We start from the raw sequence: 13,566 nt of genomic DNA, 5'->3' as shown, positions 1-13,566 counted from the left end.
TAAAGTGTTACAGCGTTAGACTCGTTTAGCCTACTACTGTAGTGCTTGTACTCGTCTGCCTTGTACCACTTTTAATATTGATTGACTATATAGCAGTTGTTTTAGTTTTCTTTTATCCTCTAGATTTTATAGATAATAATTAAAAGTATGCGCTTATATGACAGATTTTACTGACACAACCGACATTATCGAACCTACTGTACAACCAAATTTATCTGACGATCATCCAGATGTTTCGGGTGACTCAGGGGCTATAGTTGAGGAAAAGAAGAAGTAACACCGGCGGTTGCTGTTGCATTAACGGGAAGGCATCTTATCGAAGCCTCAGCAGGTACAGGCAAAACGTGGACGCTGACAGGCATTGTGCTGCGTCTCCTGATTGAAGCGAGGCGTGCGCCAGAGCAAATCATTGCCACCACCTTTACTCGAGCCGCCGCTGCCGAGATGCGTCAGCGTATCCATGATCGTTTGGTAGAGTTTTATCAGCTATTACAATGGGTCAATAACCTGAGTGCAGATACCAAGAACAAAGATAACTTATATCCCAATATATTGCAGGTACTGCCTGATAGGGGCGATAACAAGAATAACAAGGATAAGCCAACAAGCAACGACTCAAGTATCGAATCAAATGCTAAAACAGAGGCTGATGAGTTTAATCAAGATATTGACCATGACCATAAACATGCTCAGCAGGTGGCTCGAGAAAAGCGCGCGCAAGTCAAAAAAAGCGCGTGAAGATTGGTTAAAAGAGCAAGCCAAACATGCACGCTTAAACGCTATTATGGACGATCCCATTAACCTACATTTAGTCGGTTATCTATTAGATCATGTGTATAGCTATCCGATGGCGGAGGCGATCCGGCGTACTGCATTAGTGTTAACCACGTTGGATAAGCTGTTTGTCGGGACGCTCGATAGCTTGGCGCAAAAGTGGCTGACCGAGTACAGTAGTGAAACCGGTCATCAGCAAGGCATGGCGATTATAGAAGACAGTAGTATCGAGCAGGTTACCGATAGTATTATCCATGATGAGCTGCGTCAGTTTCAAAGCCGTTTGTATCATGAGCAGCCCAAACTGTATGCGCTTATGGATCAGCAAGGTAAGCTGACAGCAGTAGGTGATCATAAAAATTTTGTTTCTCGCTCGCTGAATTTTATTTCTGCGCCGATTGATGAGATAAAACTAGAGCAAGGATTTGATTTTTGATGCGTATGAGAAATTGATTGATGAGTTTGCCCAGTTAGATTTGGCAGATATTCAGCCCTATCTAAACCCCGATTATAGAAAATCTCAAGGGTTTCGTGGAAACTCTAATTTAACCAATCATTTTGATGCTCTTGTCGATGTTCATCAAAAAGTAGTCCAATATCAGCTGACATTTAGCAGCTACTTGAATGAGCGTGAAAACAAGATATTGACGTCTTTGCAGGATGCCAGATATCCAAATGAAGATGGCAAAATTAAAAACTTTAATAAGAATAGGGAGAAAGAGCACCAGACCCTTTTTGAGTTAGAGACCATTAGTACATTAATGGCGCTCTTGGATATGATCGAAAGGTTAAATCAGTATATTTTATTGATTTTAGCCAACCTCAACCGTCATATCGTGCTTGCGGTACGCAATAGACTGCCAGTGATTTTAGAGGAGCGAGGGGAGACCACCTTTAGTCTGCAGATGGTGCGCTTAAACCAAGCACTAACAGGTCGGCAAGGCGATAAGCTAGCACGTTATATACGTCACCATTACCCCATTGCATTAATTGATGAGTCGCAAGATATCAATGGCGAGCAAGCCATTATGATCGAAAGTATCTATTTGCCAAAGCGTAAACGTAAACAGTCGGATAATGACAAGCAATCCACTACCAAAAAAATCCAGCCATGAGTTTTTGCTACTGGTTGGTGACCCAAAGCAGGCGATCTATGGGTTCCGTGGCGGTGACGTGACCAACTATAATTATATGAAAGGGCAGTTTGACAAAAGTACCATTTGGACGCTCAACACCAACCGTCGCTCAAATGCAGGGGTGATTCATGCACTAAACTGCTGGTTTGGTATGCCGACAGCAACGACTGCTGACAACAAGCTGGCACAGTTGGGCAGTGATATTTATTACCAGCATACGAAAGCTAGGAAAGAAAAAAGAAGGTGAGGAAGCCAAGAGTAAACTATCTTGGTTTAGGGATTCAGACGCAAAAGATAGTAGCTTGGTGACGGAAGTGCTTTCTGCTCAGCCGGTGAGCATCTTGCACCTGCCTAATGGTAAAGATGGTGAGCTTGATTATGATGAGTATGAAATCACCGCTCGTCATATTGCTAGCTTGCTCAGTAGTGGTCAGACATTAAAAGATAGGCCGATTCAGCCTAGTGATATTGGAGTGTTGGCACGTACCAAAAAAGATTTAAAGCAGGTTGAAGACGAGTTGGTCAAACTAGGCGTCCCAACCCTGACCACCAGTGACGTCAGTATCTTCGAGACGATTATGGCAGAAGATGTCGCAGCGCTACTGAGCGCCATGCTCTATCCGTATCGTCATGACATGATTAATCGGGTCTTAACCAGTCATCTATATGGCCTAAGTATCAACGATATCAAAGCCATGATGACGGATCATGAGTCAGGCGTGGCTGAGAGTGACGATAGACTTAATAGTATCAATCTAAATAGTAGCGATGTTCAAAATACAGAACATAAAAAGAGCTATCAAGATTTTATTACGTATCTAAAGGAAGGGGCACAGCGCTGGCAGCATTTTGGTGTTTTGTCGGCGCTACATTACTTACTAGATAAAAGCCCCATACAGACACAAGGCGTTTGGCAAGCACTAGCCGCTCATCCAGATGGCGATCGACATATCATGGATTTGCGTCATATCATGGATGTGTTGGCGCAGTATGGCCTAGGCATGGGTGAGCATGAGCTATTAGCTTGGTTTAGGCAGCACATAGAGGCTGCACCCAACAGCGATTGGGCGAAGCAGTATCCGCTACCCACAGAGTCTGGCGTGCAGCTCATGACCATTCATAAATCAAAAGGGCTTGAGTTTCCGATAGTCTATGTACTGGGTATGGGAGATGCCAGTAGGAAATCAGGTAATAATGAGAAGTATGGTCTGTATCTATATAATGCTCAGCAAGCACCTTCAGCGTTAGTGCAGCAATCAGCAAAGGATCAATTTATAGGTAATCAGCGCCGCTTCTCACCATTGCAAGGCTCTGCTACGGTAGAGGACTATTATACTGATATCGAAACAAAAGAAGGCTTTGATGAGCTGCGCCGACTTGGTTATGTGGCATTTACGCGGGCTAGCGAGCAGCTTTATATCGTGCTGCGAGATCCAAGCAACAAAACAGGATTTGAGCTAAAACCGGTATTTTATTGGTTTGATTCTCCAGACGCAAAGTTTGAATTACCTGATAGGCTAAAAGGCACGATAGGTATGCTTAGAGGTCATAATATTAATGAGTTCTATAATAGTCACTATACTAAGACAGTAACGTCAACAGATACCAAACTTACCATCGAACCCACGACACAAGCGATTGAGTATGTTCCTTTTGCTGAGGTCATGAAAACGAGTTATTTTTATGGTTGGGCTAAGACCAGCTTTACAGCTTTGGCTCGTCAGCTAGACGAATCAACACAAGCAATGGCTGTTGTTGATGAGCGTATTGATGATGCGATAGACATTGATATGGCAGACGCTGCAATGTCGTTAGAGCCTTATCCTAATAGTAGCCTTGATAGTAATACGTCTCTCGAAAAAATTGATGAGCTAAGTCTCAAGTCAGAAGAGGATATTCGCTTTACCTTTGTAAAAGGTGCTAATGCAGGTACGTTTTTACATGAGATATTTGAAAAAATCGATTTCACTAATAAATCCCAGTGGTCTGGGGTGATCGATAGAGCGGTCAGTAGTTATCAATTACCGCTGATGTATAGCAGTGCTGAACACCAAAGCCGTAGAGCACAAGGTAACCGAGAAGAGAGTTCTGTCTCATTTAACGCTGATGCAATAGATACGACAAAGCATGAGGCCTTGATTGCTTGGATTGAAGAAGTGCTGCGTACTCCGCTGCTAGCGTCCAATCAGCCACTTTATTCTCTCAACGAAGAGCAACGCTTTGCTGAATTAGAGTTCAATATGGGGCTGTCAGAGCGCTTTAAAGCAGAGGATATCAGTCAGTTATTTCAACAGTATCTACCTGATGAGACAGACAAGCATGTCAATCTTGTACCGCAAAATAGAACGCACTTGTATCGTTACTTGCGTGGTGAGATTGATTTGGTTTATGAGTATGCTGGCAAGTACTATGTGGTCGATTATAAGAGTAATTTTTTAGGAAATAGCCTAAGCGATTACAATGAAAATACACTCAGAAAGGCTATGACAAAAGCAGGCTACTGGCTACAAGCAGCAATTTATCAAGTAGCTTTGCATCGATTCCTTTCGATGAGAATTGCTGATTATGTAGGCAATGAGTCTAGGTATTTAGGGGCGGTAGAATATGTCTTTCTAAGAGGGGTATATAGCCCCGACGCTCAAGCAACTGCTACCGTATCACAAGAGGCTATTAAGACGAGCGAATCACCACATAACGGCCGTTATGGACTTGTGACGTGGGATATACCAATCGATTTTATCAAAGGTTTAGATGCGCTATTTGGTGTACCTGATTGGTAGATCATACCTAACGACTATCATTAATCAAAGATTCTAAAAAAGATCAAACAGGTCAAAATAGAGACAAATATATCATGAGCAATAATAATAAAAGCAGTGCAGCAATGGGCTTACAAGAAAGCTGGGCCAGTAATATCAGTGATTATATTTTGCTACGCCGTGAGCAAACGCGTATAGCGTACGACGCAACGTATGCAAAAGCGAATAATGAGAGCAAACAAGCTGATAAGAAAGAAGACGATTATTTATTTAACGCATTGTTCATGATGTTAGCGACGCATTTAGAAGAGGGCCATACCGTACTGACCATTAAGTCCTCTGAGCATGAAGAGGTATTGCAAGGTGAAATCAATAATGAGTCAGTCACATTATACACTTGGCAGCAACAGTTATTAGAGGTGCTAGCAATGCCAATCTTTGCGCTCATAGATACCAAATCAAATACTCAACCAGAAGATCAATCTACCGCCGAAACGTCGATATTTACATTGCTAAGCACATTATTTGATAAGCGGAATCAGCTATGGATACAGTTGGCGCTGAGTAATCATGAAAAGGACATGCTAACCAAGCGTTTTGATACAATTGCCAAGGTATTTCAGCTACTAAAAAATACCGACTTTAATTTTTCATAAATCTAGTTAATAAGCATGCTTTGTTTGCTGAGGTTAAGGCTAACACTAATAGTAACAATGAAGAAAATAGCCTAAGCAATAATAACCAACCTATCATTTACGACATAACTAACAGCCAAAATTCAAAAGAATCTATTACTTTTTGGCTACATCGCGCATGGCAGGCCGAATTTAATTTGGCAAAAATATTAACAATATCTTGAATCAAAAAGTAAAGCCTTTACCAATAACAATACCTGAAAGCCTTCACGAAAATCAAATAAAAGCAATTAATGTCGCTAATAACAACGCGTTTAGTATCATTACCGGTGGTCCAGGGACAGGTAAAACATACACCGTTGCTCAGTTAGTTATTGCACTGCAACAAGCGACAGAGAGTGGAGGAGAGGGTTCTGAAAATATTAGATTTAGTACGGATAGTGCGAGTCTCGCACTAGCAGCGCCTACTGGTAAGGCTGCACAGCGTATGCAAGAGTCTTTACAAGCTGCTTTGGATACAGCGGGCATTAATTTGCAGCTGCAAGAAGCCAAAACCATTCACCGTTTGCTAGGTATTGGGCGGACGGGCAGACCTCGTTACAATGCCGATAATCCACTTGGCGAAGATATTATCATTGTTGATGAAGCGTCGATGCTAGGGGTTGAGTTGGCTAATTACTTGGTGAGTGCAGTGAAACCAGGCGCAAGGCTCATACTGTTAGGTGATGCTAACCAGTTGGCAGCAGTCGATGCAGGGGCGGTATTGGCGGATTTATGCTGCATACCATTGCTACAATCCATTCATGCAGAGCTGACTGAGAGTCGCCGATTTGGCGCGGACTCAGGTATTGGCAAGCTGGCTATCCAAATCAATAGAGCAGAGACAAATCTTCAAACTATTTGGCAATTATTAAGGCAAGACGATGCCTTGAGTTTCCAATACGTGAATACGTTGCAAGTAGACTCTGTACCAAGCAATCAAATAAAAAATAGCCTAAGCAATGAAAAAAATATCTTAAAGATCTCCCAAATTTATCAACCATATATAGAAATAGTTAAAAATTTACTAAGAAATCCAATAGAAAAATCTATGCCAGAATCAATAAAAAACACTATTGCATCATTGATGGAAATATTTAGTGAGTTCAGAATATTAACTGCTGGTCACAATGGTGAGTGGGGCGATCATTACATCAATAATTATCTCACCCAATGGCATCTCACTGAACTAAAGCTCCCACTGGGTCAAAACGCATGGTTCCACGGTCGCCCTATTATGATTTTGCAGAATAACTATGAATTAGGGTTATTTAATGGTGATATTGGTTTTGCTTACAGACATCAGATGAACGAAATCAATTGGAAGTATTTTTTGAAAATAAGACCCAAGGGATTGCGGTCAATCTACTCAACGAGGAGGTAGTTGCTACTGCATACGCTATGACGATTCATAAGTCGCAGGGATCTGAATTTGATCATGTCGCAATTACGTTTGATGATAGTCATGCAAGATTATTAAGCAAGGAGCTTATTTATACAGCGGTGACTCGTGCCAAAAAACAAGTGACGATATACAGTACGAAACACGCTTTTGAGAAAGCTGTCCAAACACCGACCGAAAGACATACCGGTTTGTCCCTACAGTTTGAGTACTTATGATTATCATTCTAAGTTCAAAAAAGCATCCAAATTGGATGCTTTTTTTGAACTTAGATATTGTTAGTCACTTAGAGGTAAGACTTAAACCTTATCTTCTTTGATAGCATAGATACCTGGCAGGTGACGCAAGTAACCATGGAAGTCCATACCACAGCCATAGACATAACGATCTGCGACATTAATACCAACGAAATCAACATCAAAATCGGCAACTTTGCGGTCATGCTGCTTGTTTAGCAGCACACAAGACCTCGAGAGATAATGGTTTTTCTTTATTTAGCTCTTCGACAACAGCCTTTAGAGTAATGCCTTCATCAAAAATATCATCAATCAACAAGACATGCTCGCCTTCGATACTCACATCAGGCTTGAATTTCCAATCAAGATCGTCAGTACCTTCGTTGTCACGATAGCGTGTCGCATGGATATAATGCATACGATGATAGAATGTCAGATGCGTCAATAATTGACCAGCGGGAATTAATCCACCGTTCATAACAACCATCACAATTGGGTTCAAACCAGCGTAGTGTAGGTTAAGCTGAGCGGCCAAGCGCTCATAAGCGGCAGCAACTTCAATGCTGCTGATCAGGCACTCTGAGTTACGTAATGTTTTTTCGATTTCTTGATTGCTGATTTGGGTCATCGGGCGCACCTTTGGTGAAAAATGCCAAGTATTTTAACAAGTTTTGGTAAATTTTCCCAATGTTATATGACCATTTGATCAAAATTTAGCAATTACTCTGGTTTTTCAATGATAAATGGACGGTAATAATTCGCCAAACGATTGAGAGAGTCATTTGGTAGATCAGGTAGTAGCTTGTTAAGCGCCATATTCATTCCTTTATCAATCGCAGATTTGGCAACTGGCACTGATTTGCGTTTGATCATACCTAATTTTAACGTTTCAGCGTAGCGGCTGACGAAGTGGGTTAATGTCGCGTCATTCATGGTTTCGAGCGCTGTTTTAAACTTGGCTCTATCTACGTGCTCTGGTGTGATAGCAGCAAAGCCTTCAACGATAGTTCTAGCATCTGCTTCTGACAACTTAAAGCCAATACGTTTTACGCCTTCATTATCAATAAAAGTTGCCTGATCTTTTAGAAAGTGAAAGCTTGGCAGCACATCTTCGTTATTTTCTTTACCTAACAAGATATTGAGTAGGGTATCTGTGGCACGTTCAATGGTGGCAACAATCTTGCGCATGGCCGCTTGACGCTCAGGATTTGGAATAATCTCAACCAAACCGACTAACAAATTGTCCGTTAGATCTCGTGCAGTCTGATGAGTGAGCGCGTCTCGGTAAGGGTAATATTCTACTTGCTCATTTGAAGCAACGACTTGTTCGGCCTCGCTGATTAATACTTTTAATTTATCTGAAGGTACGAAACCAAAATAATGTGCCATTATGCTTCCTTTATTTGTTGTTTTTCATGTCTTACTTGCGTTACATTTGCCGTGAAATCGGTTACCATTTAACCGGAATTTGAAACAAAGACTCACCACGCTATATGCTACTTAGTGACGCACCTTAATTGTACAATGTGAAAATTTGTTGGCTAATATTTATCACACATGATTTTTACAATTTATTCGGTGACGGGTCGGTTTATATGAATGACTCGCTGCACACTAATTTAGCATATTTTTTATATTTTGATTTAAAAAGCTTGAACTTATAAGACTACCTACTACTTGTCTAGGGAGAGATAAGATGAATAGTGCTATTGTACTGATATTCGGCGTTGCTGCTATGCTTTGTGGCTACGTGTTTTACTCAAAATTCATTGCTACTAAAGTTTTAGCATTGGATAACAGTCGCCCCACGCCAGCGCATACGATGAAAGATGGGGTCGATTATGTTCCTACCAATAAATATGTACTATGGGGCACCATTTTACCTCGGTGGCAGGCGCTGCACCGATTATCGGTCCCGCAATTGCGGTTATTTGGGGCTGGGTACCTGCCATCATTTGGGTGGTGCTCGGTACGATTTTTATGGCTGGTGTACATGATATGTCGGCCATTTGGGCAAGTATGCGCAATAGGGGACAGTCAATTGGCTCTATTGCGGGTACAGTCATGGGCACACGTGTCCGCAGTTTGATGATGGTTGTGATTTTCTTATTACTATTGATGGTCAACGCGGTGTTTGGTGTTGCTATCGCTAATATGATGATCAAAACGCCATCTGCTGTACTGCCTGTTTGGGGCGCCTTAGTGGTTGCCTTTATCATCGGTCAGTGTATTTATCGCTACAAGATGAATTTGGTTTGGGTATCTATTCTCGGGGTAAGCGCTTTATATGGGCTGATCTATCTTGGCCCTATGTTCCCGATTGTGTTACCTGAGACCGTAATGGGCTTACCTGATAACGCTGTATGGATTCTTATTTTATTCGCCTATGCGGCGATTGCTTCGTTGTTGCCCGTATGGATGCTGCTGCAACCTCGTGATTATATTAATGGTTTGCAGCTGTTCGTTGGTTTGATTTTATTGTATGCAGCTATCTTTATCGGCACGCCAAATATTGTCGCGCCAGCAATAAACACAGCACTGCCAGTTGGCACGCCATCAATAATGCCGCTGTTGTTTGTGACGATTGCTTGTGGGGCGATATCAGGATTCCACGGATTGGTTGCGACAGGGACGACGTCTAAGCAGATTGATAAAGAAGAAGACACGCGTTTCGTTGGTTATTTTGGTGCGCTAGGTGAAGGTATGCTGGCACTCGGCGCAATTCTAGCAGCAACCGCAGGTTTTGCTACCCTTGGTGATTGGCAAGCGGTCTATCAAAAATTTGGCGACGGTTCTATCGGTGCCTTCATTGATGGTGGTGCGACCATATTAAATGCGGGTGTTGGCATTGACATGGTACTATCACAGACGATGCTTACGGTCATGGCTGCCTTGTTTGCAGGTACCACTATGGATACTGGTGTACGCCTGCAACGCTATATTTTCCAAGAGTTCGGTGAGTTTTATAACCTGCCAGTCCTCAATAAAAGCGTGGTCGCAACATTGCTTGCTGTCGGCAGCTGCTTGCTATTAGCATTCGGCGCGGGCGGTATTGATGGTGCTGGTGGTATGATTATCTGGCCACTATTTGGTACGACTAATCAGCTAATGGCGGCGTTAACACTAATGATCGTAACGGTTATCTTGTTACGTAAAGGCAGAACAGTTTGGTACACTTTAGCGCCATTGTCGTTCTTGCTAGTCATGACGGTATTTGCACTACTTATTCAGCTCAAAACTTTCTTCACTGATGGCAATTGGCTGCTTATCATTATGGATATCATTATCTTGATAGCAACCATCTTAGTAACGTTTGAGAGTCTGTCTGTATTACGCAAAGAATGGTCGATACACAAAGGCAAAAGCGGTGACATTTAAACGCTAAACCATACTAAATATTTATCAACTTAAAAACGCTAGCAGCAATTGCTGGCGTTTTTTGTATCACATAGGCATGATAGGTAATAAGAAATAAGTAGGGTATAAGCGAATTATGGAAAATAAAAACACATCAAATGATATAGAAAACGCCCAACCACCAGAGAGTACTCAACCATGGTGGCAACGATTTGTGGCAGGACTCAATGAGTTTTATCATGCACCTTATCGCCAAACGATGGCACGTGCTGCCCGTGATGAAGAAGATTTCTTTATGCTGCTGATGTTTGCTGAAAGCTTAGGCATTGATAATCCTGCCAGCTTTTATACCTTAGAGTTACAGCCGTTATTTTTAGAAAACTTTCACGAGTGGCACACGCGCATGGGTATGGATAGATGCCCATTTGACCATGTTGGCTGCTGCTAATCGTTTATTTATGATTGAAAAATAAAAATAATATAAGAAATGAGATAAAAATATGGCATTACATCCTCTACATACATTAGTAGAACAACTAAAAGCACAACCGATTATATTTATTGGCGGTAAGGGCGGTGTGGGAAAAACCACGACTGCCGCCGCACTTGCCAGTTATTACGCAAGCCAGCAGCAAAAGACGCTGATTGTCTCAACCGATCCAGCACACAGCTTGGGCGACGTGTTGGATACACAGCTTAATAACGCAAAAACAGCAATATCACCTTATTTAGATGCCATTGAGTTAAATCCTGATGTAATCGTTGACGAGCACTTTTCTCAAGTTGAGCGTACGATTAATTCCTATGCCAATCCAGATATGATGCCCAAAATTCGTGAGCATCTGAGACTATCAAAATCAGCACCCGGTGCCCAAGAAGCAGCGATGCTCGAATCCATGTGCCAGCATTTAGTCGAAGCGGCAGATGCAGGCTATGAGCATATTATCTTTGATACTGCACCGACAGGGCATACGCTACGGTTGCTAGTACTACCAGAGATGATGGGTGCATGGACAGATGGACTGCTTGCTCAGCAACGACGGCAAGCCAAGCTGCGCTCAGTAGCGACGCATTTGGACAGTCACAATCAAAAAGCAGTCAAACGGATAGCGCTCAAAAGAACCATGTGGCCAATCCGTTTGCCGCAAAAAAAGCCTGATCGCTGGGAGCAAGCGGTATCCGTGCTAGAAAAGCGCAAGCAGTTGTTTCGTCAAGCAGGACTGCTGCTGCATGATCGTACACAAACAGCAATTATGTTGGTTATGACGGCTGACGTGTTGCCGTTGGCTGAGACCAAACGGGCTATCGAACAGCTAGAGGACAGCAAGCTCACGCCCGCAGCAATAGTAGTCAATCAGTTGATATCAACAACGCAGTCGGATGAGTTTTGGCGCCGCCGTGCTGAGCGTCAGCAGGATTTGCTGCAGGATATTGAAAACAATTTTTCTAAATATCCGCTGTATCCAATTTATCTGCAGCAAACAGACGTACGTGGCACAGAGGCATTGAGTACATTGCTAGGCTAGATGCAGCAAACGATAGAACGGTAAATAACTACGACTCACGCTTGTACGATTGCAGCTTACCCGATAGCGACCATGCCATATCTGCGCGCAGCAGCTGCGCCTGTTCAGACTTACCACTGCTAAGCGATGACCATTGCGGTTTGCCGCGAGCCTTTTTTAGCTCACTAGGTAATTTATTCGCAGGCCATACGGTAATCGGGTTGCTATCTTCATCAGTATTGCTGTTGCTATCATTGTGGTAACTACCATCATCTGACGATGTCTCAAGGCTGCTTTTCTCGCCTTTATATAATAGCTGGTGGCATCAGTCGCAGCATGGCCGCGATGGCGTAGGGCAGTGAGCAAGTCGATCGCTCGCGTTGCTAGCAATGTCAACGTCGCAGGATCGATATATAAGCGTTTTACCCCAGTGATCCTATCGGCAATACTACTGGTGTTAGATAGTAACCCGCCTGCGATACCACCTATCGCTGCACCCAAGCCCAATGTCGTACCTAGCGCTGCTGCATCAATACCAACCCTAACAGCGCACCCGCTGCTGCGCCAGAAGTGGTACGGATACCATAGCTCTTGAGTAACTCAGGGTCGAATGGGTCTTGCTGATAGGCTTGCAATTCAAGCGGGGTTGCTGCAACGGCATTGTCATAAAACTTATAGAGGTTAAGTAAATTGTGCTGCATCGCACGCTCACTTTGCCTCACCGCTTCTTGCATTTGCGCTAAGACAGGCATCGGATCGTCATCTTCATTGATCTCGCGTACAAAAGAAGCGACATTCAATAAAAAGTCAGCAATAATAATATTGGCCTCATCATACAACTGCGCCCAATCTTCAGTCCGGCGCTGCATCAATTGCTCGAGCATCTCAGAATGAGTGAGCATGGTGGCGAGGTTTTGCCAAAGATGCATCTCATCTTCAAATTCAAAAGCAACGGAATCAAAACGTGTGGAGATATGTAGATTGCGTCTAGCCAGCATGGTTTGCCAATCATCAATATTGGCATTCTGACTGTCGGTAAAGTTAAAGACAGGCATCACCGGAATGGCTGCCCACGATAAAATCGCCAGCTCATCTTTATACTTGCCCAATACTGGCTCACGAGCATCTACCACATAGATGGCCATATCACTTGCCAGCAGCTGACGAATCACTTTTGCTTCTTGGCTATAATCATAGCTGTCTAGAACACTGCTATCTGCACCTTGAGCGATATCTGATGCCAAAAACTGCTTCAAACGCTCAATACCATCACGGCGACTGGCCGTATTGTATTCTAGCCAATCCATCAGCCCTGAAGCGTCCTCTAGGCCAGGGGTATCATATAGTATGACCAAGTCTTCACCGGTTTGGCTATCTGTGAGTTTGGCTTGCTCGACGTGACGCGTGGTCGCCGCTTCATTTTTGACTTCACCAAAATAGACATCACGCAGTAACGTGCGCAATATGGAGGTCTTACCGGTATTGGTGTGTCCCACGACCGCCAATTTTAGCGCCTCACCACTGGCGATGGTTTTTTTGTCACATTTTGGTTTTTTGTGGTTGTAGCTGGCGGTACTGATTCAGTTGATATGGATTGATTATCATGAGTTACCCTAGACTGGGCGGCCGTTTTTGACACTGTCGAATGCGAGGTCTTGGCGTTATTATTTGAGTCGCTGGGCAACGCCTTGTCTGCAAAAAAGACCTGTAGGCGTGTGATGCT

General features: G+C 43.1%; 6 protein-coding genes and 4 pseudogenes. 7 read left to right on the top strand and 3 right to left on the bottom strand.

Translation table 11 applies throughout. The annotated features are described in order from the left end of the window. Positions 1-157: 157 nt before the first annotated feature. From PKHYL_RS18775 to PKHYL_RS08580, 4 genes and pseudogenes are all read left to right on the top strand, one after another. A pseudogene (locus PKHYL_RS18775) lies at positions 158-4,690 on the top strand (UvrD-helicase domain-containing protein). 74 nt (positions 4,691-4,764) lie between these two features. Further along, positions 4,765-5,325 (top strand): hypothetical protein, encoded by a 561-nt coding sequence (locus PKHYL_RS08590; protein WP_240364938.1) that lies wholly within the window; start codon positions 4,765-4,767, stop codon positions 5,323-5,325. Between the two features lie 199 nt (positions 5,326-5,524). Next, complete coding sequence (locus tag PKHYL_RS08585; protein WP_240364937.1) at positions 5,525-6,727, top strand: AAA family ATPase; 1,203 nt, start codon at positions 5,525-5,527, stop codon at positions 6,725-6,727. Beyond that, positions 6,664-6,963: an ATP-binding domain-containing protein gene (locus tag PKHYL_RS08580; RefSeq protein WP_240364936.1), complete on the top strand. Its 300-nt coding sequence runs from the start codon at positions 6,664-6,666 to the stop codon at positions 6,961-6,963. The genes PKHYL_RS08585 and PKHYL_RS08580 overlap by 64 nt, the downstream gene beginning before the upstream one ends. Positions 6,964-7,044: 81 nt before the next feature. Here the strand turns inward: PKHYL_RS08580 and PKHYL_RS08575 are convergent. Both PKHYL_RS08575 and PKHYL_RS08570 read right to left on the bottom strand, forming a co-directional pair. Next, a pseudogene (locus PKHYL_RS08575) lies at positions 7,045-7,609 on the bottom strand (hypoxanthine-guanine phosphoribosyltransferase). Positions 7,610-7,701: 92 nt separating this feature from the next. Continuing rightward, positions 7,702-8,370 (bottom strand): hypothetical protein, encoded by a 669-nt coding sequence (locus PKHYL_RS08570; protein WP_071001543.1) that lies wholly within the window; start codon positions 8,368-8,370, stop codon positions 7,702-7,704. Between the two features lie 307 nt (positions 8,371-8,677). Between PKHYL_RS08570 and PKHYL_RS08565 the strand changes: the two are divergent. The 3 genes and pseudogenes from PKHYL_RS08565 (at position 8,678) to PKHYL_RS08555 (ending at position 11,864) form a co-directional block, all read left to right on the top strand. Further along, positions 8,678-10,359, top strand: a pseudogene (locus tag PKHYL_RS08565) (carbon starvation CstA family protein). A gap of 115 nt (positions 10,360-10,474) precedes the next feature. Then, the gene (locus PKHYL_RS08560) at positions 10,475-10,786 is read left to right on the top strand and encodes a cory-CC-star protein (protein WP_093070887.1); all 312 of its coding nucleotides are present in this window, start codon (positions 10,475-10,477) and stop codon (positions 10,784-10,786) included. Between the two features lie 52 nt (positions 10,787-10,838). Further along, entirely contained in the window at positions 10,839-11,864 is a 1,026-nt protein-coding gene (locus PKHYL_RS08555; protein ID WP_240364934.1) for an ArsA family ATPase, read from the top strand. Between the two features lie 156 nt (positions 11,865-12,020). On the opposite strand, the pseudogene PKHYL_RS08550 reads toward PKHYL_RS08555, so the two are convergent. After that, a pseudogene (locus PKHYL_RS08550) lies at positions 12,021-13,339 on the bottom strand (DUF3482 domain-containing protein). Between the last annotated feature and the right edge of the window lie 227 nt (positions 13,340-13,566).

This window comes from Psychrobacter sp. KH172YL61 (assembly GCF_007182895.1).
Taxonomy (GTDB): domain Bacteria; phylum Pseudomonadota; class Gammaproteobacteria; order Pseudomonadales; family Moraxellaceae; genus Psychrobacter; species Psychrobacter pacificensis.
Note: the sequence above shows the minus strand (reverse complement) of the source record. Positions and strands in the feature narration are given on the sequence as shown.